This window comes from Pseudomonas sp. ADAK18 (assembly GCF_012935695.1).
In the GTDB taxonomy this organism is placed as follows: domain Bacteria; phylum Pseudomonadota; class Gammaproteobacteria; order Pseudomonadales; family Pseudomonadaceae; genus Aquipseudomonas.
The window spans coordinates 1,121,988-1,146,760 of the sequence record NZ_CP052859.1; the positions used below are offsets into that span (position 1 = coordinate 1,121,988).

Genomic DNA, 24,773 nt, shown 5'->3' on the forward strand with positions numbered 1-24,773 from the left:
AGACTACAGGAAGATAAACTTGGCGATGAAGATCGCGCACAGCACCCACAGGCTGATGGAGATTTCCTTGAACTTGCCGGTGCCGGCCTTGAGCACCACGTAGCTGATAAAGCCCAGGGCAATACCGTCGGCGACCGAGAAGGTCAGGGGCATCATGATCATGGTGACAATCGCCGGGATGCTGTCGGTGGCTTCATCCCAGTCGATGTGGGCCATGCCGCCCATCATCAGCATCGCCACATAAATCAGCGCGCCGGCGGTGGCGTAGGCGGGAATCATGCCAGCCAGCGGGGCGAAAAACATCGCCGCGATAAACAGCACGCCGACGGTGACCGCCGTCAACCCGGTGCGACCACCAGCGGCGACACCGGCAGCACTTTCCACGTAGCTGGTCACGGGCGGCACGCCGACCATGGCGCCGAACACGCTGGAGGCGCTGTCGGCCTTCAAGGCGCGGGACAGGTTTTCAATGCGGCCGTCAGCGTTGACCAGTCCGGCACGTTGCGCCACGCCCATCAGCGTGCCGGCGGTGTCGAACATGTGCACAAACAGAAACGCCAGTACCACGCTGATCATACTGATGTTGAATACGCCGGCGACGTCCATGGCCATCCACGTCGGTGCCAGGCTCGGCGGTGACGACAGGATGCCGTGATACTGCACCAGGCCTAGACCCCAGCCCGCCAGGGTCACAGTGATGATGCTGATCAGGATCGCACCAAACACTCGGTGGTAGCTCAGCACCGCGATCATCAGGAAACACACAGCAGCCAGCAATGGTGCAGGGTCGCGCAGGTTGCCCAGCTTGATCAGCGTGGCCGGGCTGGCAACGATGATCCCGGAGGTTTTCAGGCCGATGATCCCTAGAAACAGCCCCACACCTGCGCCCATGGCGTAGCGCAGGCTGACCGGGATGCTGTTGAGCAGCCATTCACGGATGCGCGACAACGTCAGGATCATGAACAACACCCCGGAGATAAACACCGCACCCAGCGCGGTCTCCCAGGTGTAACCCATGGTGCCGACCACTGTGTAGGTAAAAAACGCGTTCAGCCCCATGCCTGGCGCCAGGCCTACCGGCCAGTTGGCGTACAGGCCCATCAACAGGCAGCCCAGGGCGGCGGCGATGCAGGTGGCGACAAACGCCGCGCCGTGATCGATGCCGGCGTCGGCCATGATGTTGGGGTTGACGAAAATGATGTAGGCCATAGTGATGAAGGTCGTAAGACCGGCGATCAGCTCGGTCCTCACAGTGGTGCCATGCAAACGCAATTTGAACAGGCGTTCCAGCCAGCCGTTGTGTGGTGGCGAAAGGTCCAGCGTAGGGGCTTCGGATTTGCGGCTTTCCACAGCGAGTACTCCTCAAGAGTTTTATTGTTATTTCCAGCACCGGACACATGAGTGGGCAGCGGCGCTTTGAGGTACCAGCGGGTTTTGTTGACCAATAGGTCAGGAACTCGCACGAAACGAATTATGCTTTTGTATACAAATAAAGCAAATAATGTTTTCGGATTTGCGTGCGAAAGGGATGGAAGGCCAATCAGGATTGGCCGCAAAGTGCCTTGTTTACCGCCAGCCAGCCCTCTACTGCGGTCTCTCCAGCCTCAGCGAACGCCCGTTGCAGCAATTTCACTTGTTCGCGGCGTAGTGACTGCTCGAAACGCAGTCCTTCTTCGGTCAGTTCCAGCAGGCGTTTACGCTTGTCCGTCGCTGACGCGACGCTGTTCACCAAGTGCATCTCCTGCAACTGGCGTAGCGGCATGTTCAGCGCCTGCTTGCTGACACCGAGCAGTTCCAGCAGCTCCTTGACGCTCAAGGCCGGATAGCGGGCGATAAAAAACACAATGCGCTGATGCACCCGGCTCAGGCCGCGACGCTCAAGCATTTCATCAGCCTTGGCGGTGAAGGCCTGGTAGCCAAAGAAGAACGCTTCCATGGCCGCTTGCTGAGAGGTCTGGTTTTTAAGGTCAAGCATATTGACGTATCTACTTAAGCCGTCGTAATTTCGGTCAACCAGTTTGACGTATTTCCCACAGGCTTTGCTACCGGTGACCTTATGGCTTTCTCTGAACGTGTTTCGCGCCTTAAAAGCTCCCTGATCCGTGAAATCCTCGCGGCGGCCCAGCGTCCAGAGGTGATGTCTTTTGCCGGTGGCTTGCCTGCCGAAGCCATGTTGCCCCCGCTTGATTGGGACGATATGCCGCTGAACATTGGCCAGTACGGCATGAGCGAAGGTGAGCCGCAGTTGCGTGAGTTGCTGGCGGCCGAGGCGCGGGCCCTTGGTATTCCATGCGAAGCCAGTCAGGTGCTGGTGGTCAGCGGTTCCCAGCAAACCCTGGACCTGGCGGCCAAGTTGTATATCGATAAAGGTACGAAAGTCCTCTTGGAGGGCCCGACTTACCTGGCCGCGTTGCAGATTTTCCAACTGTTCGGTGCCGATTGCCTGACAGTGCCGCTTGAGGCCGACGGCCCGAATCTGGCGGCCTTGCGCAAAAGCCTCGAGCAGCATCGGCCGTCCTTCATCTACCTGATCCCGACGTTCCAGAACCCGTCGGCGGTGCGCTACAGCGAAGCCAAGCGCGACGCGGTTGCCGCTTTGCTGGATGAGTTCGAGGTGACCCTGATCGAAGACGAACCCTACCGTGAGCTGACTTTCGACGGTGGCAGCGCCCAGCCGATCGTCAGTCGCTTGAAGAGGGCGAGTTGGATCTACACCGGCACCGTGTCCAAGACCTTATTGCCGGGCCTTCGCGTCGGTTACCTGATCGCCAGCCCGGACCTGTTTCGCCCTCTGCTCAAACTCAAGCAGTCGGCCGACTTGCACACCAACCGTGTCGGCCAGTGGCAGGCAATGCAGTGGATAGGCACCGAAAAATACCAGCAGCACCTGGTGGAACTGCGCCGTTTTTACCGGGTTCGCCGCGATGCTTTCCAGGCAGCCTTGGAACGGCATTTCAGTGACTTGGCCGACTGGCAGGAGCCCCAGGGTGGATTATTCTTCTGGTTGACCTTGAAACAGCCGCTCGACACCCGCACTTTGTTGGCACCAGCGCTCGACCAGAACATCGCGTTCATGCCCGGTGAACCGTTCTTTTCCGAGCCGGACAACCATCACGGTCACTTGCGGCTCAATTTCAGCCATATCGACCCGGCGCGTTTGGACGAAGGTCTCAAGCGTCTCGCTGCGGTGGTCCGTCAAGCACAGCACGCGCAAGCGGCATAAGGGGAGCCTCATGTACAAGGTTTATGGCGATTACCGTTCGGGCAACTGCTACAAGGTCAAGTTGATGCTTAGCCTGTTGGGCACCCCGTATGAGTGGGTGGATGTCGACATCTTGAAGGGCGACACCCAGACCGCCGAGTTCCTGGCGAAGAACCCCAACGGCAAGATCCCGGTGCTGGAGCTCGAAGACGGCACCTGCCTGTGGGAGTCCAACGCGATCCTGAACTTCCTGGCCGACGGCAGCGAGTTCCTGCCCAGCGAACCGCGCCTGCGCACGCAAGTGTTGCAGTGGCAGTTTTTCGAGCAGTACAGCCATGAGCCGTACATTGCGGTGGCCCGGTTTATCCAGTTGTACCTGGGGCTGCCGGAAGATCGGCAGGAGGAATACAAGAAGCTGCACAAAGGCGGGTACAAAGCCCTGAAGGTGATGGAGCGCCAGTTGCAACTGACGCCTTATCTGGTGGGGGATCAGTTCTCGATTGCCGACGTGGCGTTGTATGCCTACACCCATGTGGCGGATGAAGGTGGCTTTGATTTGAGCGCCTATCCCGGCGTGCAGGCGTGGTTGACGCGCGTGGCCGGTCATCCAGGGCACGTGACGATGCTGGGCTGAAATACGCTCAAAATGTGGGAGCCGGCTTGTGTGGGAGCCGGGCTTGCCCGCGATGCAGGCGACTCGGTCTGTCAGTGCTACCGAGTTGATGCAATCGCAGGCAAGCCTGCTCCCACACAAGCCCAGCTTCCATATTTATGGGTGTTGTGTGCCTGGCAGCTCTGCATTCAGCAACTCAAAACACCGCTGCGCCGCCGGGCTTAAACCCATTCCACTACGACTGATCAACCCAATCTCCCGATTGACCCCCGGATGGTCGATCGGGATACGCTTCAACCCCTCCAGGCTGTCTGCTGCCGACTCCGGCAAAATACTGATCCCCAACCCCTGGCGCACCAGCGCGAGTACCGTCGACATGTAGTTGGCCTCCATACCGGCCAGCATCGTCATGCGTGTTTCATCGAACAATGCATCCACCTGTTCGCGCACGCTGCTGTCGCGGCCGGTGAGGATGATCGGTTGGTCCGCCAGTTGCTCCAGGGTCAGCGTGGTGTGCCGGGTCAGAGGATGATCCAGCGGTACGAAGGCACACAAACGATCATTAAGCACCGGCACAAACGCCAAGCCATGGCTCAGGCGTGCGCGAACGCCAATGCCGAAATCCACCTCCCCCGAACGCACCTGGGCATGAATGCGATGGGCCACCAGGTCATGCAGGCGCACTTCGATGCCGGCAAAGCGTTCGCGAAACAAACGCAGCACCGGCGGCAGGCTGCCGGCGCACACGGAGGGCAGGGCGGCGATGGTCACCACGCCCCGGCGTAGCGCCGCCAAGTCCCGGGAGCCGGTGACGATGTTGTCCAGGTCCAGCAGCAGTTTCTCCATCGGCCCCCGGGCATCCAACCCGGCCGTGGTGATGCTGACATGCCGTGGACTGCGGTCGAGCAGGGCAACGCCCAGCCAATCTTCCAGTTGTTGCACCTGTACCGTCAGGGCCGAGGGCGACAGGTGCAATTCGTTGGCGGCCTTGGTAAAGCTGCCGGTGCGGGCGACGGCCAAAAAGGCCTGGATGTGCTGGATCGAATTTTTCATGTTGTTGTTCCGATCATTTTGTTTTTACGAATATGGATGGCTGAATATTCTAATTTACAAAGCCTAACCCGCTTCCAATACTCCAGGGAAAACAATAACCGGCCGAAAACGCCGTTCTGGAGCTGCCCCATGCTCGCTACCCTGGGTGTTATTACCATCCTGAGTTTGCTCGCTGCCGTCATGAGCAAACGCCTCTCGCCACTGGTGGCCCTGATTGCCTTGCCGATCATCGCCGCGCTGCTGGGTGGCTTCGGCCTGCAAACCAGCGCCTTCATCATCACCGGTATCAAGAACGTCGCTCCGGTGGTGGGCATGTTTGTGTTCGCGATCCTGTTCTTCGGGATCATGACCGACGCCGGCATGCTCGACCCCATCATCGACCGAATCCTGCGCACGGTAGGGACGCGTCCTACACGCATTGTCGTCGGTACCGCGACCCTGGCGCTGTTGGTGCACCTGGACGGCTCGGGTGCGGTGACGTTCCTCGTGACGGTGCCGGCGATGCTGCCGCTGTATACCCGGTTGGGCATTGATAAACGCATCCTGGCCTGTGTTGCCGCGATGGCCGCCGGGGTCAACTTCCTGCCATGGACCGGCCCGGTGTTGCGTTCCTCAGCGGCGTTGCATGTGCCGGTGGCAGACCTGTTCCAGCCCCTGATACCGGTGCAGATCGTCGGCCTGATCTTTGTCTTCGCCTGCGCCTGGTGGCTGGGCCATCGTGAAGAAAAACGCCTGGGCCTGGGCGCCGGTTCCAGTGTCGACGCCGTGCCGCAACGGGTGTTGAACGAACAGGACGAAGCCCTGCGCCGCCCACGGTTGTTCTGGGTCAACCTGGTGCTGACGGTGTTGGTGATGGTGGTGATGATTGCCGGCTGGGTCGACCCGGTGGTGATGTTCATGCTGGGTACCGTGCTGGCACTGTGCATCAACTACCCGAACGTCGACGCCCAGCGCGCGCGAATCGACGCCCATGCAAAAACCGCCCTGACCATGGCCAGCATCCTGCTCGCCGCCGGCGTGTTCACCGGCATCATGCAGGGCACCGGGATGCTCAAGGCCATCGCCGAAGTCGCGGTGGCACAGATTCCCTCCGGCCACGGCAAGTTGATCCCGGCCGTGGTGGGTTTCCTGTCGATGCCCTTGAGCATGTTGTTTGATCCCGATTCCTACTATTTCGGCGTGATGCCGGTGATCGCTGAAGTGGGCAAGGCCCTGGGTGTCGATCCGTTGCAGGTGGCTCAAGCCTCATTGCTTGGCGTGCACACCACCGGCTTCCCGGTCAGTCCGTTGACCCCAGCCACATTCCTGCTGGTGGGCCTGTGCAAAATCGAACTGGCCGATCATCAGCGCTTCACTATTCCTTTTCTGTTTGCCGCGTCGGTGTTGATGACCCTGACCGCGTTGCTCCTGGGAGTGTTTTGAGATGAAAACCTTGCGCATCGGTTCCGGCGCCGGCTATTCCGGCGACCGTATCGAACCTGCGGTCGAGTTGGCCGAACACGGCGACTTGGATTATCTGGTCTTTGAATGCCTGGCTGAGCGCACCATCGCTTTGGCCCAGCAAGTGCGGATCAGTGATCCTCAAGGTGGTTATGACCCGTTGCTCAGCGAGCGCATGCGTTGCGTGCTGCCTTTTGTCGGGCAACTCGTCGGGCGTCGGCGTCTGCGGGTAATCACCAATATGGGCGCAGCCAATCCGATAGCGGCAGCCGCTGAGGTACGGCGTATTGCCAGCGAGTTGGGCTTGAACCTCAAGGTGTTGGCCGTCGTGGGTGATGACGTGCTGGAGACCTTGCGCCAGCAACCTGAGCAGTTGCTGGATAACGGTCAGACGCTTGGATCATTGGGCGAGCGGTTGATTTCTGCCAATGCCTACCTCGGTGCGCAGGGCATTATCGACGCCTTGCGCGCCGATGCAGATGTGGTGATCACCGGCCGGGTGGCCGACCCATCGTTGTTCCTCGCGCCGCAGATGTTCGAATTTAATTGGGCTACCGATGATTGGCCGCGCCTGGGACGGGGCACGCTGGTGGGGCATTTGCTGGAATGTGCGGGGCAGGTCAGTGGCGGTTATTTCGCCGATCCAGGCTTCAAGGATGTCGAGGATCTGGCGCGGCTGGGTTTTCCGTTGGCCGAGATAGATGCCGACGGCGAAGCTCTGATCACCAAGGTCAAGGGTTCTGGTGGGCGAGTCAGCCGTGCCACCTGTATCGAACAACTGATTTATGAAGTCCACGACCCGGCTGCGTATTTGACGCCGGACGTGTGTGCGGACTTTTCCCAAGTGGCCTTCGTTGAGGAAGCGGTAGACCGGGTACGTGCCCACGGCGCGTCGGGTCGACCACGGCCTGAGCAGTTGAAGGTCAGCGTCGGTTATCTGGACGGTTGGATCGGCGAGGGACAAATGTCCTATGGCGGTCCGGGGGCGGTGGCGCGGGCGCAACTGGCTCGGGACGTGGTGCTCAAACGCCTGGAACTGACGGGCGTGCCCATGCAGGAGGTACGCGCGGAACTGATCGGCATCGACTCACTGCACGGTCACCGCAGCACTGTTGAACCCTGGGAAGTACGCCTGCGGGTGAGCGCCCGCTGTGAGGCGCGCAGCGACGCGGTGCGGGTCGGCAATGAAGTGGAAACCCTCTACACCAACGGCCCTTCGGGCGGTGGCGGTGCCAGCAAGGGCTTGCGTCAGGTCGTGGCGGTGGCGTCGTTGCTGCTGGCGCGCAATGCGGTCAACCCGAGGATCGAGTCATGAGCGTCGTCAAACTGCACACCTTGGCCCATTCACGCACGGGCGATAAGGGTGATACCTCGAATATCTCGATCATTGCGTATCGGGCCGAGGACTATCCGTTGTTGTGCGAGCAACTGACGGCTGAGACAGTTGCGGCGTTCTTTGCGCCATTGCTGGAGGCAAGCGCGGCACCGGTGCGGCGTTATGAATTGCCCAATGTGCAGGCGTTGAACTTCGTGTTGCCGGGGATCTTACGGGGCGGGGTGACGCGGTCGCTGGCGCTGGATGCCCATGGCAAGTGCCTGGGCTCTGCATTGCTGGACCTGGAATTGGCAATGCCGAGCTAATGTGGGAGCTGGCTTGCCTGCGATGCAGACACCACGGTGCATCCGGCAGCCCCCACACGGGTTCTTCAGTGTTCAATGAACGGTGTCAGGCCGCCGCAAACCGCTTGTCCAAGTAATCGATGATCACCTTGGAGTCATACATCCAGGTGGTCTGGCCGTTTTCTTCAATACGCAGGCATGGCACCTTGATCTTGCCGCCTTGCTCCAGCAGGGTCTGGCGATCCTGCTCATTGTTTTTGGCGTCTTTCAATGCCACTGGCACGTTCAGGCGGCGCAGGGTGCGACGGGTCTTCACGCAGAATGGGCAGGCGTGGAACTGATACAGGGTCAGGGCCTTGGCCGCTTCGTTCACCTGTGCCTGTTGCTCGGCGGGGCGCTGCAGTTTGCGCGGGCGGGTGATGAAGTCGCCTGCGATGATGAGCTGGCCGAGGCCCACTCGAAGTGCTTTGACGAACATGGCTGAAACCTCTTGCCCATGGCTGAAGGGTCGGCAGCTTACCTGATTTCCACGGACGAAAAAAAACCGGCGATGAACGCCGGTTTTTTCCTACGCAGCCTGTTACTTGATCAGGCTGAGAAACTCGCTGCGGGTCGCCGCATTCTCACGGAACTCACCGAGCATCACCGACGTGATCATCGACGAGTTCTGCTTTTCCACACCGCGCATCATCATGCACATGTGCTTGGCTTCGATGACCACGGCAACACCCAGGGCACCGGTGACCTGCTGGACCGCATCGGCGATCTGGCGGCTAAGGTTTTCCTGGATCTGCAGGCGGCGGGCGTACATGTCGACAATCCGCGCGACTTTCGACAGGCCCAGCACTTTGCCGCTCGGGATATACGCGACGTGGGCCTTGCCGATGAAAGGCAGCAAGTGGTGTTCGCACAGCGAGTACAACTCGATGTCCTTGACCAGCACCATTTCGCTGTTGTCGGAGCTGAACAGGGCACCGTTGGTGACTTCTTCGAGCGTCTGTTCATAACCGCGGCAAAGGTATTGCATGGCCTTGGCGGCACGTTTTGGCGTGTCGAGCAGGCCCTCGCGGGAGACGTCCTCGCCGAGCTGGCCGAGGATCTCTGTGTAATTCTGTTCCAGGGACATGAAACTACCTGTGGGATTTTCGCAAAGGACAAGGGTACGGTGGCCGACAGATCGCTGCAAGCGTGTGTTACTCGTCGCGGCCTTCCATCATCGTCCGCTTGAGCATCACGTAGACCGCCCCAGCACCGCCGTGACGCGGCTGGCAGGAGGTAAAACCCAGCACCTGGGCGTGTTGGCGCAGCCAGGTATTGACGTGGCTTTTGATCATCGGTCGCTTGCCGTCCAGGCGCACGGCCTTGCCGTGGGTGACGCGCACGCAGCGGATTTCGAATTTGGTAGCTTCGGCGAGGAAGGCCCAGAGGGTTTCCCGGGCTTTTTCCACGTTCATGCCGTGGAGGTCGAGGCTGCCCTCGAACGGGATCTGGCCGACCTTGAGCTTGCGCATCTGGCTTTCCTGCACGCCATCGCGGGCCCACATCAGCTCATCTTCGGGGCCGACGTCGATGACGAACTGGTCGGACAGGCCATCCACCGTGGTGGCGTCGGTACGCACCGTAGCCGCCTGGCGCAGCTTGGCGATCTGCGCGCGGTCGGCCTTGGGTTTGCCGGTGTCAGCGCGATCGTGCTTGATCGGCTTGACGCCACGAAGCTCATTTTTGAACAGGGAAAAATCATCGTCTTGCATGTCAGCCTCCGCGAAGGGCGGGCAGTTTACCTAAATCGCGGCGGCTGGATGCGCAAGAAACGCTATCTATGCGCCATCAGTCGTGCTTTTTCATCAGGTGTGAGGCGATGTTCAGTGACAGTGGCTGACGCATGCGTCGCCGGCAACGGCGCCACAACCAGACGCCAAACCACAGCACCAACAGCCCGACCACCAGCAGTACTGCCGCACCGCCAGGGCTGGCATTCAGTTCACCGAGGGCCGGTGAGTGTCCCAACAGACTGGCGGCCCCGGCGATTGCCAGCAGCACGCCCAACATGGCCAACAGCGCGGCAAAACACGCGCCCAGGCGCAGACGCCAGTTTCTCGGGCCTTTAGGGCGCAAGCGACGAGCGTCAAAACCATCGGATATCTTCATTCCGACCTTTCCTCCAGGGTATCGGCCCTTCGACCGGAAGATGGACAGGTTGTTCCGGGAGCAGAGGCAATTGCAGCAAATGAGAGGCTTTTGCGGATGAGCGGGGCCTCAATGGCTGCGCCGCTCATCGAAAGGTCGATCAGATCAGATCTTTGGTCAAGGCAAGAGTGGCGAAATTGTCAGCCATGATGGCCATTTCAGTCTGCTGCACGTGTTCGGCGCTGAGGATCCCGCCTTTGTAGGGCAGGTCGCGGGTGGCACAGGCATCTTCCACCAAGGTGCACCGGAAGCCCAGGTTCTTGGCGGCACGCACGGTGGTGCTGACGCTGGAGTGGCTCATGAAACCGCAGACGATCAGGTCCAGGGAACCGAGGTCTTGCAGGTGTTTTTCCAGCCCGGTGCCGTGGAAGGCACTGGGCAGCAATTTGCCGATGATGGTCTCGTCACCCGCAGGCTCCAGGCCCGGTATGAACTCGCCACGCTCGCCTTGGGGATCGAACAGCCCGCCGACGGTGCCCAAGTGACGCACATGGACAATCGGGCGACTGGCGGTACGCGCCGCTGCGGTCAGTTGCTTGATGTTTTCGACAGCTGCCTCCATGCCCGACAAGGCAAGGGGACCGCTCAGGTATTCCTTCTGGGCGTCGATGATCACAAGGGTCGCGTGGTTCAGGTTGGCTGCTGCGTAACCGCGACCGCTGAGTTGAAACATCGTCTTTGGAACGGACATTCTGGGGCTCCTGTGAGTGGGGCTTTTGCGACATTGTCCTCTGGCTGAGCGCTTCTGTGAATCGCTACTATCGTAAGGTACGCCGTTGCTGGCGTGCAGCGATGTCAAGAGGGCACTACGTTTAGGTGGAAAACTGCAAACCGGATGAAATCCGACGTGTGGTGAAGGTTTTTCGTACATCGTCGGTACAGCTCAAGGCTGTTAGAATCGCCAGTCGTTTTTTCCAGGAGCTTGCCCCCGTGATCACTTCCCGCCTGCGCACGTTGCGCGACCACATTCGTTGGGCTGTCAGCCGTTTCCATGGGGAAGACCTGTTTTTCGGCCATGGTGCCGACAACGCCTGGGACGAAGCCCGGCAATTGGTGCTCGGTGCGTTGCACCTGCCTTGGCAGATTGCCGACAGCTACCTGGATTGCAACCTGGAAGAGGATGAGCTGGTCAATTTGCAGCGCCTGCTCAAGCGTCGTATTGAGGAGCGTATTCCAACCGCCTACCTGTTGGGCGAAGCCTGGTTCTGCGGTATGGCGTTCATTGTCGATGAGCGCGTGTTGATCCCGCGTTCACCGATTGGCGAACTGATCGAAAACCGCTTTGAACCGTGGCTCGGTGCACCGCCGGCACGAATTCTCGATTTGTGCACAGGTTCCGGTTGCATCGGCATTGCCTGCGCCTACGAATTCCAGGACGCGGAAGTGGTGCTGGCGGACTTGTCTTTTGAAGCGCTGGAAGTGGCCAACCAGAACATCGAGCGCCATGGCGTCGATGAGCGGGTCTACACCGTCCAGGGTGATGGCTTCGATGGCCTGCCGGGCCAGCGTTTTGACCTGATCGTTTCCAACCCGCCATATGTCGATGCCGAAGATTTTGCCGACATGCCGGATGAGTACCAGCACGAACCGGAATTGGGCCTGGCCTGTGGTGATGATGGTTTGAACCTGGTGCGGCGGATGTTGGCCGAGGCGGCGGATCACTTGACCGAGAAGGGCTTGCTGATTGTCGAGGTGGGCAACAGCCAGGTGCATGTTGAAGCGCTGTACCCGGAAGTCGACTTTGCCTGGCTGGACTTCCAGCGCGGTGGGCATGGTGTGTTCATGTTGACGGCCGAGCAGTGCCGGGCACACCAGGCGGTGTTTGCCTCGCGGGTTTAACCTCTCTTCATAGAGATAACCCTTGTAGCCGCTGCCGAGGTACGAGGCTGCGATGCGGGCCGCTACGTTGGAATGCCGCACCAAGCCCATCGCAGCCTCATTCTTCGGCAGCGGCTACACGCCGTTAACGGTGTGTAGCAATCCAGATCAGCAAGCCCGCCTGGAACACGGTAAACGCCACCAGGCAGGTAATGGTAAAGCGCAGGCCGCTGTCTTCGCGCTTGAACTTGATGACCTTCTCTTCTTCCTTGCGCAGTTTCACTTCCTGCTCGGCCAGGTTCTGCTCTGCCTGTTGCAGCATTTGCGCCGCTTCAAGGATTTCCACGAACTGCAGCTTTTCAGTGTTCCAGCTGTCCAGCACCTCGCTGACTTTTCCCGGCTGCACGTTGCCTTTCAAATGCTGGACATCGGCATAGGCCACATCAAATCCCTGGATCCGCAGGAAGTGATCCCGGCGCAGGCGCGTGGCTTCGTTCAACGCGTCCTTGTTCGCCAGGTCCACGCCATCGACGCGGTAGTGTGACCACTTCTTTTTCGCCCAAGCGGCACCCTGAGCGACCAGGAAGCGGCCAATGCCACGGTTCGCGGGCTCGATTTCCAGGCTATTACCCGGGCCGAAATGCACTCGATGGGTAGCGTGATCCACCCAGATATCCAGGTGATTCTGTTCCCTGCGCACCCGTTGGCCCGGCAGATGAATGACCATGCGCAACAGGCTGTGGTCCTTGTTATTGCGTTCGGCATAGCCAAATTGCACAAAACGCAATGGCCGGGCACCGGTGGCGCGATCAGTGGCCAAGGGGGCGAGGCGCAGCATCTTGAAGTGTTCAGCCTGGACGTCCGCCCACGGTAGGGCAGCCGTCTCGGTGGCCGCAGTTTCGGCGGTACTCTCGGCGGTTGTTTCGGGTGGTGTTGTTTCGGTGTTTGTCATGCGGCGCGATCCTGTCCAAGCCCTGCGGGTCGACAGGCTTTTTGCTGTCGACCCTTGGCTTATCGGCCGGTTTATTCAGGACTGGAGGACGAATGATCGCTTAACTGGCGCGAAGTCCGTCGATAAAGCGAACCAGGCGAGCACCCAGTTCGGCTGCCAGGGGCAATTGCGGGTCGTTGTAGGAGGCCAATTGCTGTTTCACCTCATTGGGGACGATGCGCATCACGTGGTTCATGCCCTCGATCACCGTCAACTGGGCGTCTGGCTTGGCGGCCTTGAGCATCTGTGCATCGCCTACGCCCACTTGCAGGTCATTGGTGCCTTGGATGATCAGCGCCGGCATCTTCAACCTGGCAAAGGCGGCTGAAGGATCGGCACGGAACAGGCTGATCAGATAAGGCTGCACGCTGGGTCGGAAGATTTCCTCAAGTGGGCCCGGCACATCGGCATCCACCTGGCCGGCCTTGAGGTGATCGAGAATCTGATTACTGCGCAGCAACAAGGCTGGCGGCAGGTGATTGGCGAGTTGCTGGCGGATGACCTGATCCACCGGGCGGGCGCTGCCGGACAGCGAAATGATCCCGGCCGGGTTTAGTTGCGGCGCGGCGAGGACAGCGACCAGCGCGCCTTCGCTGTGGCCCAGCACAATCAATGGCCCCATGCGTGGGTCGGCCTTGAGCAGCTTGCCCCAGGCCACCGCATCGGCGACGTAGGCGTCCAGTGTCAGGTTACGCTCGTCCGGGGTGGCCGCGAGGCTGGCGGCCACGCCGCGCTTGTCGTAGCGCACGCTGGCGATGTTGTGTTTGGCGAGTACCCAGGCCAGGCGCTTGAGGCTGTCATTGCGCGCGCCGTCGGCACTGTTGCCGTTGCGGTCGGTAGGCCCGGAGCCGGCAATGATCAGCACCACCGGCACCGGGCTGTCGGATTTGGGCAATAACAGCGAGCCAAACAGCTCGCCGCTGCCAGTGTCCAGGCTGATGGGTCGTTGCAGCACGACAGGGGAGGCGGCAAAGGCCACGCTGGTGAACAGGGTAAGGGTCAAGAGCAAAACTCGAAGCATCATCGCGCCATCATGGGGAAGGTGCCGGTTGGACCAATGTCTACCGGTAAGGTTTCGAGGATGAACTACTCGGTTAGCCTGCGTATACTGGCGCCCTTGGTTATTACAGTTGTTATTACGGTTGAGTTATTTCAACTGATTTCACGGAGCGTCCCGCATGTCCGGCAATACCTACGGCAAGCTGTTCACTGTCACCACTGCGGGCGAAAGCCATGGCCCGGCGTTGGTCGCCATTGTCGACGGCTGCCCGCCCGGCCTTGAGCTGTCCCTGGAAGACTTGCAGCACGAGTTGGATCGCCGTAAACCCGGCACCAGCCGCCACACCACCCAGCGCCAGGAGCCCGACGAAGTCGAAATCCTCTCCGGCGTGTTCGAAGGCCGCACCACCGGTTGTTCCATTGGCCTGCTGATCCGCAATACCGACCAGAAGTCCAAGGACTACTCGGCGATCAAGGACCTGTTCCGCCCGGCCCACGCCGACTACACCTATCACCACAAATACGGTGAGCGTGACTACCGTGGCGGCGGCCGCAGTTCTGCCCGGGAAACTGCCATGCGCGTGGCAGCCGGGGCGATTGCCAAGAAATACCTGGCCACCCAAGGCATCGTCATTCGTGGCTACATGAGCCAGTTGGGCCCGATCGAAATCCCGTTCAAGACCTGGGACAGCGTCGAAGAGAACGCCTTCTTCAGTCCTGACCCGGACAAGGTTCCAGAACTGGAAGCCTACATGGACCAGTTGCGCCGTGATCAGGACTCCGTGGGTGCCAAAATCACCGTGGTCGCTGAAGGTGTGATGCCTGGCCTGGGCGAGCCGATCTTTGACCGACTGGATGCCGAACTGGCCCACGCCCTGATGAGCATCAACGCGGTCAAAGGTGTGGAAATCGGCGCCGGTTTTGCCTGTATCGCCCAGCGTGGCACCGAGCACCGTGATGAAATGACGCCGCAAGGTTTCCTCAGCAACAATGCGGGTGGCATTCTCGGCGGCATCTCCTCCGGCCAGCCAATCGTTGCGCACCTGGCCCTCAAGCCAACGTCGAGTATCACCACGCCAGGGCGTTCCATTGATGTGCATGGCAACCCGGTGGACGTGATCACCAAGGGCCGTCATGACCCATGCGTCGGCATCCGTGCCACGCCGATTGCCGAGGCGATGATGGCTATCGTGCTGATGGATCACCTGCTGCGCCACCGTGGGCAAAATGCTGATGTGAAAGTGAGTACCCCGGTGTTGGGTCAGTTGTGATCGAACGCGGTCTTTGTAGCCGCTGCCGAGCCTGCGAGGCTGCGAACGAGCGCGAAGCGATCGTAATCCGGCAAGCGAGGTTTCCTTATAGGGCTGCGTCGTCAGGTTTTGCGGCTGCTGCGCAACCGATCGCAGCCTCGCAGGCTCGGCAGCGGCTACGGGTCTGACCGTGACAGCGCTCCCGTACTGGCGACTCTCCAGCTTCTACCTGTTCTATTTCGCCCTGCTGGGGGCGACGGCGCCGTTCCTGGCGCTGTACTTCAATCACCTGGGGTTTTCCAGCGCGCGCATTGGCGAGCTGGTGGCCATCCCCATGCTGATGCGCTGCGTTGCTCCCAATATCTGGGGCTGGCTGGGGGATTACACCGGCCGGCGCCTGGCTATCGTGCGGGTTGGTGCGGTGTGTACGCTGGTAAGTTTTTCGTTGATTTTTTTCAGCAAGACCTACGCTTGGCTGGCCCTGGTGATGGCGTTGCATGCGTTCTTCTGGCACGCGGTGCTGCCGCAGTTTGAAGTCATTACCCTGGCACACCTGAAGGGCCAGACCTCACGCTACAGCCAGATCCGTCTGTGGGGTTCAATTGGTTTCATCCTTACCGTGGTCGCCATGGGCCGCCTGTTTGAATGGTTGAGCCTGGATATCTACCCGGTGGCCGTGGTGGTGATCATGGCGGGGATCATTGTCGCCAGCCTCTGGGTCCCCAATGCCCAGCCGGAAAACCAGGGCAATCGCCTGGTGGGTGACGGCTTCTTGCTGCAATTGCGCAGGCCGGGTGTCCTGGCGTTTTATGCTTGTGTGGCGCTGATGCAAATGAGCCACGGCCCGTATTACACCTTCCTGACATTGCACTTGGAGCATCTGGGCTACAGCCGCGTTGTGATCGGCATGCTCTGGGCCCTGGGGGTCGTGGCGGAAGTCTTGATGTTCCTGGCCATGAGCCGAATCCTGGCGCGTTTTTCGGTACAGCGAGTGTTGATGGTCAGTTTTCTACTGGCGGCATTGCGCTGGTTGCTGCTGGGTTCGTTCGCTGAGTTCTTCTGGGTGCTGTTGTTCGCGCAAGTGCTGCATGCCGCGACCTTTGGCAGTTTTCACGCCGCCGCCATTCACTTCGTGCAACGCAGTTTCGGTGCTCGCCAGCAAGGCCAGGGGCAGGCGCTCTATGCCGCGCTCGCGGGAACCGGCGGCGCGCTGGGTGCCCTTTACTCAGGCTACAGCTGGAACCTGCTGGGGCCGACCCTGACGTTCAGCATCGCCAGCCTCGCGGCCCTGGCCGCAGCCGTTATCATTGGTATTCGATCCGAGGAATAGTTTCATGAGCAGTCTTTGTGTGTACCACCTCTCGACCCCGGATACGCCGAACAAGGTCCTGACCCACGCTGACGATATTGCGTCGACTCTGGCCGAGCAGGGCATCCATTTCGAGCGTTGGCAGGCCACCACCCGAATCGACGCGGGGGCCACCCAAGCCGAGGTGGTTGCGGCCTATCAGGAGCAGATCGACACGCGGATGACCGAAGGTGGCTACCTCGCCCTCGATGTCCTCAGCGTCAACCATGACCATCCGCAAAAAACCGACATTCGTGCCAGGTACTTCGAGGAGCACCATCAGGCTGGGGACCAAGTGCACCTTTTCGTCGCTGGTCGTGGCTTGCTTGCATTACACATCGACGACTACGTCTATGCCGTACTTTGCGAGAAAAATGATCTGATTTTGATACCTGCCGGTACCCCGCACTGGTTTGACATAGGTGAAAACCCTCGGGTGGTGGCGATCCGCATGTTCAAACACTCGCAGGGTTGGGTGCCCGATTTTACCGGCGACGACATTGCCAGCCGTTTTCCGCAGTTCGAGGACTGAGTCACCATCTTTGAATTATTGTAGGAGTTCGCTCCTACAATTTGAAAGTTCAACCGCTTCTAGTTGTAGGATGTTGTGGGAAGAAACTTATTGATCTGTAAGTTTCAACTGTTTGTCCTGGGCCTTACTTGTTAATTCGAATTGTTGTGTAACTCTCTCGCCTCAATGTTTAATCGTCTGTCAATAGGATAAGTCCGAAGGCTGGCGATATAAGACCTAATAGAAGAGGGAGGGATATGAATGAGCGGCCCAAAGGAGCGGGACCAACCGGCAGCCGAGCCGAATCCGCCTGCGCTGAACAACCATGCCATCACCCCTAAACAACCTATAAACACTATGGGCCTGAGTGAAAAGGAGCGGGAGGTTCTACGCTGGGCGGTTCAAGGCAAAACGGTGTGGGAAATCAGTCAGATCCGTGCAGTCTCGCCGGCAACCGTGAAGTTTCACCTGCACAATATCTATAGCAAGCTGCAAGTCGGCAATCGTGTCCAGGCGGTAGCGGAGGCAGTAAAGCGGGGCTTGTGCGAATAAGCAGTTCCATAAAAAACGGGCCGTGACGCTGGATGACGTCACGGCCCGCTAAAGGTACTTGTTTATACCGAATGGTAGGTCGGCAGGGCAAAGCGGTTCTGGCTTTGCAGCATCGAAATCTGTGGCAGATCGCTGGCTTGTTCCGCCAGGTCGCGGCGGATGGCGCTAATGACCCAAGTCAACTGGTCGGCGGTGTGCAACTGCTGATACGAGATCGACCGTTTGATCTGCTTACCTTCGCTGTTGCTCAAGGTCAGCAGGATCCCGCCGTCCGGACGGGCCTGGGTTTTGACGTCGTAGTTGGAGAACACAGAAGAAAACTTATCTTGGATCAGGCTCATGTCTATCAGCTCCGTTAGCTCATGATTGGCAAGCGTGGAGTGATAGGTGCAGTGATTGTGCCAGTATCTAGGTTTTAAAAATCTGTTTTAAATCAACAGTTTAATAAGATTGGAAATTTTCGGTTTCGTGCAATTTGCATGAATGGCCATCGTGCATCCTGCATTTTGCGTGGATTGCCCTTGGCTTCTCCCTGGCTAGGAAGAGGTAGGGCTTCTCTACTGACCGTCGTTCCCCTGCATAAATTCCCTTTTTCAGATCAGGGGCCCGGGATACAAAACTTTTCAAATCCTGCGTGTACAGCCAAAGAATGGCTGGCGTATTTTCCTGCAAGGCACTTGGCGTTCGTCCTACGGCGTAATGAGTGTGCTCCTGGATCATATAAATAATAAGAAAAGGGACGTTCCTGCGATGAGCCATCAGCAAAGCGACATGATTACCTGGAGCATGATGTTACGTAAGGTGCCGACCATTGTCCGCGCGCTTCCGCGTCTGTTGCGGGGTATCCGGGCCGCCAACATCACCGACCCCGAGCAACCTTGCGGACTGGGCTGGACCTTCGAGCAGGCCACCTTGCGCAACCCCGAAGGTGCTGCGTTGCTGTATGGGGATGAAGTGCTCAGTTACACCCAGGCCAACCAGCAAGCCAACCGTATCGCCCACCATCTGCGGGAACAGGGCATCGGCAAGGGTGATGTGGTGGCGTTGTTTATCGAGAACCGTCCCGAACTGCTGTTGAGCGTACTGGCGGTGGCCAAGGTCGGCGGCATTTGCGCCATGCTCAACACCTCGCAAACCCAGACGGTGTTGGTCCACAGCCTGAACCTGGTCAATCCGGTGGCGATTGTGGTGGGCGCGGAGCTTGTCGGGGCGTACTCGGCTGTTCGCGATCAAGTACTGATTGAGCCTGGCCGGACCTGGTTTATCGCCGACCAGCAGCAAGCCAGTGTGCCTGACGGCTACATCGACCTGATGGCGGCCAGTGCTCACTGTGGGGTGGACAACCCGTCCAGCAGCCAGGGAATCTACTTCAACGATCCCTGTTTCTATATCTACACCTCCGGCACCACGGGCTTGCCTAAGGCCGGCATTTTCAAGCACGGTCGGTGGATGAGGTCCTCGGCCAGCTTTGGCACCATCGCCCTGGATATGGGGCCGCAGGATGTCGTTTATTGCACCTTGCCGCTGTATCACGCCACCGGTCTGTGTGTGTGCTGGGGCTCGGCGATTGCAGGGGCAGCGGGGTTTGCCATTCGCCGCAAGTTCAGCGCCAGCCAGTTTTGGGACGATGTGCGCAAATTTAACGCCACCACCCTGGGATACGTCGGTGAGTTGTGCCGCTATCTGATCGACCAGCCACCTGGCGAGCGTGACTGCAATCATCAGGTGACGAAGATGATCGGTAACGGCCTGCGCCCTGGGGGCTGGGCCCAGTTCAAGGAGCGTTTCGGTGTTGATCACATCTGCGAACTGTATGCCGCCAGTGATGGCAATATCGGCTTCACCAATGTGCTGAATTTCGATAACACCATCGGCTTTTCCCTGATGCACTGGGCGCTGGTGGACTACGCCCATGACACGTGTGAGCCGATTCGCGGCAGCAACGGTTTCATGAAGGAGGTGGTGAAGGGCGGCCAGGGGTTGTTACTGGCCAGGATCGACGACAAGGCACCGTTCGATGGCTACACCGACCCTGAGAAGAACCGCAAGGTGGTCCTCAGCGACGTGTTCGAGAAGGGCGATCGCTACTTCAATACCGGCGATCTGTTGCGCAGTATCGGTTTCGGTCATGCGCAATTTGTCGACCGCTTGGGAGATACCTACCGTTGGAAAGGCGAAAACGTCTCCACCACCGAAGTGGAAAACATCTTCCTGCAGCACCCGCAGATTTGCGAAGTGGTGGCCTATGGCGTGGAAGTCCACAACACCAACGGCCGTGCCGGCATGGCGGCCATCACCCCGGCTGAATCCCTGGCCTCCCTGGACATGCGCGAGTTACTGCAGTTCGCCCATGGTCAACTGCCGTCCTATGCCGTGCCGCTGTTTCTGCGGATCAAGGTAAAAATGGAGACCACCGGCACCTTTAAGTATCAGAAGGTCAAGCTCAAGGAGGAGGCGTTCGATCCCGGCAAGGCCGGTGATGACCCGATTTATGCCTGGTTGCCAGGGTCTGACAGCTACGTACCGGTGACGGAGCAGGTATTGGCGGATATCCAGGCAGGCAAATTCCGCTATTGATTGTGACTATTGAAGTCTTTGGCAAAAAAGAAATGACAGAGGGGAACTCCCTCGCGAGACTGGGCGCCTTATGAAATACCAGACAAGGAGCCCCCATATGTCAGACCAACCCAAACAGATGACCGAACAGGAAGCCGCCGAATTTGCCGAGCAGGTCTTCGACGTGGCGCGCAGGGGTGATGCAGCGCTGCTGGCGGCGCTGCTGGCCAAGGGCTTGCCGCCGAACCTGCGTAATCACAATGGCGATACCTTGTTGATGCTGTCGGCTTACCACGGACATGTCGATGCGGTGAAAGTGTTGTTGGAGTTCAAGGCTGATCCGCAGATTGCCAATGACAAGAACCAATTGCCGATTGCAGGTGCGGCGTTCAAAGACAATCTGCCGGTGGTCAAGGCGCTGATCGAAGGCGGTGCTCTGGTTGAGGGTGCATCTACCGATGGCCGTACGGCGTTGATGATGGCGGCGATGTTCAACCGCATCGAGATGGTGGACTACCTGATCAGCCAAGGGGCGAACCCCAAGGCGACGGATGCCCAAGGTGTGACCGCGCTGGCGGCGGCCCAGACCATGGGAGCGGTGGATACGGCGGCACAGTTGCAAAAACTGGTGTAGGCTTTGCGCCCCAAAATCAGCCCCGTCACAGGATTCGCCCATGAAAAACGCACTCGTCGAACTCATCACTAAAATCAGTTCCGGTTGCCTGGGCGAAACCGAGATCGTGCAAATCGCTGATGAAGCAATTCAAGCCTACGCAGACCCCGAGGCTTTTCTGGCCGCCAACCCGGACATCAACTACGACGACACCTTCCCGATCCCATTGGGCGAGTGGATAGTTGTCGGCAGCCTACCGGACACCGTGCTGTTCCAGGCCGACACCTACTCGGACCTGTTCGCCCAGATCGTCGCCTCTTTCGGCCCGGGCGTAGCCTTCAACCTCAAACCCAAGCAGCTGTTGAAAACCGAAGACCTGACCGCCCTGAACCGCATCCAGATCCAGATGAGCGCCCTGAACCCGGACAGCGGTGGCTATGTGCTGATGAACTTCAGCCAGTTGCTCGATGACGAGATCCAGATGGTGTTGGTCTACGGCAATGACGTGCCGCGGGTGCAGGAGCTGTGTGCCGAGGTGGGTATCAAGGGCGAACCTTCCCTGGAAGCGCTGCGGGTGGCGGTCCACGCTTGAAATAAAACGGAACCCTCACCAAGGCTGACTATCCTAAGGAGGCAAGCCCTCACTTAGGAGCGACACCATGGGTTCCACTTTTAATGGTCTGATCGGGTTGATCATCCTTGCGTTGGATATCTGGGCGATCATCAACGTGTTCAAAAGCGGCGCGGGAACGGGCGCCAAGGTGCTGTGGATCCTGTTGATCCTGCTGCTGCCGGTGTTGGGCTTGATCATCTGGGCGATTGCCGGGCCGCGCGGTAACGTGCGGATCTGATTCAACCCCATAAAGGCTCCCATGCTCGCCATGGGGGCCTTTAGATCAACCAACTGCCTTCCAGCTCCAGCAACTTCAACTTGTTTTCGATCCCGCCACCAAACCCTATCAGCGTCCCGTCGCTGCCCACCACTCGGTGGCAGGGGATGATAATGGAAATCGGGTTGGCGCCATTGGCCTTGCCCACGGCGCGAATCGCCTTGGGGTTGTCCAGATGGCGGGCCTGTTCGCCATAGGTCCAGGTTCGTCCATAAGGAATCAGCAGCAGCGCTTGCCAGACTTGTTGTTGGAAGGGCGTGCCCTGCGGTGCCAGGCGCAGGTCGAATACCTCGCGCTTGCGTGCGAAATACTCATCCAGTTGCCGGCACACATCATCCAGTTCGTGCGTCGCCAGTTGCCAGTGTTCCTGGGCATGCTGGTGGTGCACATCCATATACAGCAGGCGCAAGCCTTGTTCGTCACCCGCCAGTAGCAACGGACCCAGCGGACTTGGGTGATAGCGATAAAACATGAAGGTCAATCCACAAAGGCAGAAGGCAAAGTTCGCACATTTGCGCGTGAGCGTCTCAGGTGTTTTTTGTGTATCGAGATATTCGCTGTACGGAATTTTCACATTTCATCCAAGACAATTCGCCGGCTTTGTTTTCTCGCCAAGGCTCTATATTCAGGGCTGATAAACGTAGGTATACGGAGCGCGATCAGTAATTAATAGCGTTGATGCCGTTGATCGGGCACCATTTGCTCCACCGCGTTAACCCCTCGATCCCAATCTGTATGGGTAAGGGCATTACGCCGCTGCATTAATTCGCAACTTAAACTTCCAATGGGTCCTAAAACGACATGGCAAACCCGGACGCCCTGAATCAGCAGCGAGCTTCTAATCGCTTGCTGCAACCGACCGTCAAATCCCATCTGGCGTACACGCTGCTCTGCGCTCTGGTCATGATGGTGATGTTTTCCCTGCTGCGCCTGGCGCTGCTGGTGTACAACCGCGAAATGATCCTCGACACACCGGCCTCGACCTTCCTTGAAGCGTTCGCCAACGGCCTGCGTCTGGACTTGCGCCTGGTGGTGTACCTGAGCATCCCGTTGCTGCTGGCGTTGTTCAGTGTAAGGGCCATGGCCGCGCGCGGCTTTTTCCGTTTCTGGCTGACCGTCGCTTCCAGCATCGCCCTGTTCCTGGGCCTGATGGAGATGGACTTCTACCGCGAATTCCACCAGCGCCTCAACGGCCTGGTCTTCCAGTACGTCAAGGAAGACCCGAAAACCGTGATGAGCATGCTCTGGTACGGTTTCCCGGTGGTGCGCTACCTGCTGGCCTGGGCCGTGGGCACGGTGATCCTGAGTATCGCCTTCAAGGGCGCCGACCGTGCGACTCGGCCTCGCGGGCCGTTCAGCGGCGGCACCATCGGCACCCGCCAGGTTGCGCCGTGGTATACGCGCATTGCAGTGTTCGTGGTGTGCCTGTTGATCGCCGTGGTTGCTGCCCGTGGCACCCTGCGCCAGGGCCCGCCGCTGCGTTGGGGTGATGTCTACACCACCGATTCCAACTTCGCCAACCAGTTGGGCCTCAATGGCAGCCTGTCGCTGATCTCGGCAGCCAAGGCGCGGTTCTCCGAAGAGCGTTCCAATATCTGGAAGGCCACGCTGGATCAGCCTAAGGCCACCCAGACCGTGCGCGACATGTTGGTGATGGCTGATGAAAAACTGGTAGACGCCGACACCGCCGCCGTACGCCGTGACTTCACGCCGCCGGCCGAGAAAACCCTGCCGATCAAGAACGTCGTCGTGATCCTGATGGAAAGCTTCGCCGGTCACTCGGTGGGCGCCCTGGGTCGTCCGGGCAACATCACGCCGTACTTCGACAAACTGTCCAAGGAAGGCCTGCTGTTCGACCGCTTCTTCTCCAACGGCACCCATACCCACCAGGGTATGTTCGCTACCATGGCCTGCTTCCCGAACCTGCCAGGTTTCGAATACCTGATGCAGACCCCGGAAGGCAGCCACAAACTGTCTGGCTTGCCGCAGTTGCTCAGTGCCCGTGATTTTGACGACGTGTACGTCTACAACGGTGATTTTGCCTGGGACAACCAGTCGGGCTTCTTCAGCAACCAGGGCATGACCAACTTCATTGGTCGCAATGACTTCGTCAACCCGGTGTTCTCCGATCCGACCTGGGGCGTGTCCGATCAGGACATGTTCACCCGTGGCCTGGAAGAGTTGAAGGCACGTGAGGGCGGCAAGCCGTTCTACGCACTGCTGCAGACCCTGTCCAACCACACACCGTATGCCTTGCCCACCCCATTGCCGGTTGAGAAAGTCACTGACCGTGGCAGCCTCAACGAGCATTTGACGGCGATGCGTTACTCTGACTGGGCCCTGGGCCAGTTCTTTGAAAAGGCCCGCAAGGAGCCGTACTTCAAGGAAACCCTGTTCGTCATCGTCGGTGACCATGGCTTTGGCAACGAGCAGCAGATCACCGAAATGGACCTTGGCCGCTTCAACGTACCGATGCTGATGATTGCACCGGGTGTGCAGGAAAAGTTCGGCGAGCGTGATCACACCGTGGGTACCCAGATCGACATCGTGCCGACCATCATGGGCCGCCTCGGTGGTGAAACCCGCCACCAGTGCTGGGGCCGCGACCTGCTGAACCTGCCGGAAGGCGACAAGGGCTTCGGCGTGATCAAACCGTCGGGTAGCGACCAGACCGTCGCTTTGCTCACCGCTGACCGCGTGTTGGTCCTGCCCAAGGAAATGCCGCCGAAACTGTGGCAGTACGAACTGGGCGCGAACCCTACCGGGACTGTGATCCCTGAATCACCGGACGAGGCTGCCCTCAAGCAGAAACTCGAATCGTTCCTGCAGACGGCTACCAAGAGTCTGCTGGATAACACCGCCGGTGTGGTGGATGGCAAGCCGGACTAAACGTCGGTGAATAAAAAAGAGGCCTTCATGGCCTCTTTTTTTTAGTTGTTTTTCAGGCTGCACGGAATTTATATCTTGCCGAGCAACAGCAGGATCAACAGTACTATCAGTACAGTGCCGAGAATACCCGACGGACCATAACCCCAGTTCCTGGAGTGTGGGAATACTGGCAGTCCACCGACCAGCAGGAGGATCAGAATGATGATAAGAATGAGGCTCATGGTGTGTTTTCCTTATTGTC

General features: G+C 59.1%; 28 protein-coding genes. 15 read left to right on the top strand and 13 right to left on the bottom strand.

The window, feature by feature from the left end; translation table 11 throughout:
• Window positions 1-3: 3 nt before the first annotated feature.
• Complete coding sequence (locus HKK55_RS05210) at window positions 4-1,350, bottom strand: NCS2 family permease (RefSeq protein WP_169353654.1); 1,347 nt, start codon at window positions 1,348-1,350, stop codon at window positions 4-6.
• A gap of 190 nt (window positions 1,351-1,540) precedes the next feature.
• Window positions 1,541-1,975, bottom strand: a complete 435-nt coding sequence (locus HKK55_RS05215) for a MarR family winged helix-turn-helix transcriptional regulator (protein ID WP_169353655.1) — start codon at window positions 1,973-1,975, stop codon at window positions 1,541-1,543.
• 81 nt (window positions 1,976-2,056) lie between these two features.
• On the opposite strand from HKK55_RS05215, the gene HKK55_RS05220 reads away from it, so the two are divergent.
• Window positions 2,057-3,223, top strand: a complete 1,167-nt coding sequence (locus HKK55_RS05220; protein ID WP_169353656.1) for a PLP-dependent aminotransferase family protein — start codon at window positions 2,057-2,059, stop codon at window positions 3,221-3,223.
• A gap of 10 nt (window positions 3,224-3,233) precedes the next feature.
• The gene (locus HKK55_RS05225; protein ID WP_169353657.1) at window positions 3,234-3,836 is read left to right on the top strand and encodes a glutathione S-transferase family protein; all 603 of its coding nucleotides are present in this window, start codon (window positions 3,234-3,236) and stop codon (window positions 3,834-3,836) included.
• A 135-nt stretch (window positions 3,837-3,971) separates the two neighbouring features.
• Here the strand turns inward: HKK55_RS05225 and HKK55_RS05230 are convergent, their stop codons facing one another.
• Window positions 3,972-4,868, bottom strand: coding sequence for a LysR family transcriptional regulator (locus HKK55_RS05230; protein WP_169353658.1), 897 nt, complete (start codon window positions 4,866-4,868; stop codon window positions 3,972-3,974).
• A 129-nt stretch (window positions 4,869-4,997) separates the two neighbouring features.
• On the opposite strand from HKK55_RS05230, the gene HKK55_RS05235 reads away from it, so the two are divergent.
• From HKK55_RS05235 to HKK55_RS05245, 3 genes are read left to right on the top strand one after another with little or no spacing between them, the layout of a single operon-like run.
• Window positions 4,998-6,290 carry a CitMHS family transporter gene (locus HKK55_RS05235; RefSeq protein ID WP_169353659.1) on the top strand — a complete coding sequence of 431 codons (1,293 nt, stop codon included), beginning with the start codon at window positions 4,998-5,000 and terminating at the stop codon, window positions 6,288-6,290.
• Window position 6,291: 1 nt separating this feature from the next.
• On the top strand, window positions 6,292-7,623 hold the full coding sequence (locus HKK55_RS05240) for an acyclic terpene utilization AtuA family protein (RefSeq protein ID WP_169353660.1): 1,332 nt from the start codon (window positions 6,292-6,294) through the stop codon (window positions 7,621-7,623).
• Entirely contained in the window at window positions 7,620-7,949 is a 330-nt protein-coding gene (locus HKK55_RS05245; protein WP_169353661.1) for a hypothetical protein, read from the top strand. The genes HKK55_RS05240 and HKK55_RS05245 overlap by 4 nt, the downstream gene beginning before the upstream one ends.
• A gap of 85 nt (window positions 7,950-8,034) precedes the next feature.
• Here the strand turns inward: HKK55_RS05245 and HKK55_RS05250 are convergent, their stop codons facing one another.
• From HKK55_RS05250 to HKK55_RS05270, 5 genes are all read right to left on the bottom strand, one after another.
• Window positions 8,035-8,406: a glutathione S-transferase N-terminal domain-containing protein gene (locus HKK55_RS05250; RefSeq protein ID WP_169353662.1), complete on the bottom strand. Its 372-nt coding sequence runs from the start codon at window positions 8,404-8,406 to the stop codon at window positions 8,035-8,037.
• 102 nt (window positions 8,407-8,508) lie between these two features.
• Entirely contained in the window at window positions 8,509-9,054 is a 546-nt protein-coding gene (gene folE / locus HKK55_RS05255; protein WP_024076633.1) for a GTP cyclohydrolase I FolE, read from the bottom strand.
• 67 nt (window positions 9,055-9,121) lie between these two features.
• On the bottom strand, window positions 9,122-9,679 hold the full coding sequence (locus tag HKK55_RS05260; RefSeq protein WP_155585727.1) for a Smr/MutS family protein: 558 nt from the start codon (window positions 9,677-9,679) through the stop codon (window positions 9,122-9,124).
• 76 nt (window positions 9,680-9,755) lie between these two features.
• Window positions 9,756-10,076 carry a hypothetical protein gene (locus HKK55_RS05265; protein WP_169353663.1) on the bottom strand — a complete coding sequence of 107 codons (321 nt, stop codon included), beginning with the start codon at window positions 10,074-10,076 and terminating at the stop codon, window positions 9,756-9,758.
• Window positions 10,077-10,215: 139 nt separating this feature from the next.
• On the bottom strand, window positions 10,216-10,806 hold the full coding sequence (locus HKK55_RS05270; RefSeq protein WP_155585729.1) for a cysteine hydrolase family protein: 591 nt from the start codon (window positions 10,804-10,806) through the stop codon (window positions 10,216-10,218).
• A gap of 239 nt (window positions 10,807-11,045) precedes the next feature.
• On the opposite strand from HKK55_RS05270, the gene prmB reads away from it, so the two are divergent.
• On the top strand, window positions 11,046-11,954 hold the full coding sequence (prmB, locus tag HKK55_RS05275) for a 50S ribosomal protein L3 N(5)-glutamine methyltransferase (protein WP_169353664.1): 909 nt from the start codon (window positions 11,046-11,048) through the stop codon (window positions 11,952-11,954).
• 124 nt (window positions 11,955-12,078) lie between these two features.
• Here prmB and HKK55_RS05280 read toward each other — a convergent pair whose 3' ends face one another.
• Together HKK55_RS05280 and HKK55_RS05285 are read right to left on the bottom strand one after the other, a co-directional pair.
• Window positions 12,079-12,885 (bottom strand): hypothetical protein, encoded by an 807-nt coding sequence (locus HKK55_RS05280; protein WP_169353665.1) that lies wholly within the window; start codon window positions 12,883-12,885, stop codon window positions 12,079-12,081.
• Between the two features lie 100 nt (window positions 12,886-12,985).
• Entirely contained in the window at window positions 12,986-13,948 is a 963-nt protein-coding gene (locus HKK55_RS05285; RefSeq protein ID WP_169353666.1) for an alpha/beta hydrolase, read from the bottom strand.
• Between the two features lie 154 nt (window positions 13,949-14,102).
• Here HKK55_RS05285 and aroC point away from each other — a divergent pair, with 154 nt between their 5' ends.
• The 4 genes from aroC (at window position 14,103) to HKK55_RS05305 (ending at window position 17,584) form a co-directional block, all read left to right on the top strand.
• Complete coding sequence (gene aroC, locus HKK55_RS05290; RefSeq protein ID WP_169353667.1) at window positions 14,103-15,194, top strand: chorismate synthase; 1,092 nt, start codon at window positions 14,103-14,105, stop codon at window positions 15,192-15,194.
• Window positions 15,195-15,357: 163 nt separating this feature from the next.
• Window positions 15,358-16,503, top strand: a complete 1,146-nt coding sequence (locus HKK55_RS05295; RefSeq protein WP_178128869.1) for an MFS transporter — start codon at window positions 15,358-15,360, stop codon at window positions 16,501-16,503.
• 4 nt (window positions 16,504-16,507) lie between these two features.
• Window positions 16,508-17,053, top strand: coding sequence for an acireductone dioxygenase (locus HKK55_RS05300; RefSeq protein WP_169353669.1), 546 nt, complete (start codon window positions 16,508-16,510; stop codon window positions 17,051-17,053).
• Between the two features lie 240 nt (window positions 17,054-17,293).
• Window positions 17,294-17,584, top strand: a complete 291-nt coding sequence (locus HKK55_RS05305; protein ID WP_169353670.1) for a response regulator transcription factor — start codon at window positions 17,294-17,296, stop codon at window positions 17,582-17,584.
• Window positions 17,585-17,646: 62 nt separating this feature from the next.
• Here the strand turns inward: HKK55_RS05305 and HKK55_RS05310 are convergent, their stop codons facing one another.
• Window positions 17,647-17,925 carry a DUF3509 domain-containing protein gene (locus HKK55_RS05310; RefSeq protein WP_169353671.1) on the bottom strand — a complete coding sequence of 93 codons (279 nt, stop codon included), beginning with the start codon at window positions 17,923-17,925 and terminating at the stop codon, window positions 17,647-17,649.
• 409 nt (window positions 17,926-18,334) lie between these two features.
• Here HKK55_RS05310 and HKK55_RS05315 point away from each other — a divergent pair, with 409 nt between their 5' ends.
• From HKK55_RS05315 to HKK55_RS05330, 4 genes are all read left to right on the top strand, one after another.
• Window positions 18,335-20,161, top strand: a complete 1,827-nt coding sequence (locus tag HKK55_RS05315; protein ID WP_169353672.1) for a long-chain-acyl-CoA synthetase — start codon at window positions 18,335-18,337, stop codon at window positions 20,159-20,161.
• 97 nt (window positions 20,162-20,258) lie between these two features.
• Window positions 20,259-20,774, top strand: coding sequence for an ankyrin repeat domain-containing protein (locus HKK55_RS05320; RefSeq protein WP_169353673.1), 516 nt, complete (start codon window positions 20,259-20,261; stop codon window positions 20,772-20,774).
• Between the two features lie 40 nt (window positions 20,775-20,814).
• Entirely contained in the window at window positions 20,815-21,345 is a 531-nt protein-coding gene (locus HKK55_RS05325) for a hypothetical protein (protein WP_169353674.1), read from the top strand.
• A gap of 67 nt (window positions 21,346-21,412) precedes the next feature.
• Window positions 21,413-21,604 (top strand): PLDc N-terminal domain-containing protein, encoded by a 192-nt coding sequence (locus HKK55_RS05330; protein ID WP_010176042.1) that lies wholly within the window; start codon window positions 21,413-21,415, stop codon window positions 21,602-21,604.
• A gap of 40 nt (window positions 21,605-21,644) precedes the next feature.
• On the opposite strand, the gene HKK55_RS05335 is transcribed toward HKK55_RS05330, so the two are convergent.
• The gene (locus tag HKK55_RS05335; RefSeq protein ID WP_169353675.1) at window positions 21,645-22,115 is read right to left on the bottom strand and encodes a methylated-DNA--[protein]-cysteine S-methyltransferase; all 471 of its coding nucleotides are present in this window, start codon (window positions 22,113-22,115) and stop codon (window positions 21,645-21,647) included.
• 329 nt (window positions 22,116-22,444) lie between these two features.
• Here HKK55_RS05335 and HKK55_RS05340 point away from each other — a divergent pair, with 329 nt between their 5' ends.
• Entirely contained in the window at window positions 22,445-24,532 is a 2,088-nt protein-coding gene (locus tag HKK55_RS05340; protein ID WP_169353676.1) for an LTA synthase family protein, read from the top strand.
• Window positions 24,533-24,600: 68 nt separating this feature from the next.
• On the opposite strand, the gene HKK55_RS05345 is transcribed toward HKK55_RS05340, so the two are convergent.
• A complete protein-coding gene (locus HKK55_RS05345) occupies window positions 24,601-24,753 on the bottom strand; it encodes a DUF3309 family protein (RefSeq protein WP_169353677.1) in 153 nt (50 codons plus the stop codon).
• Between the last annotated feature and the right edge of the window lie 20 nt (window positions 24,754-24,773).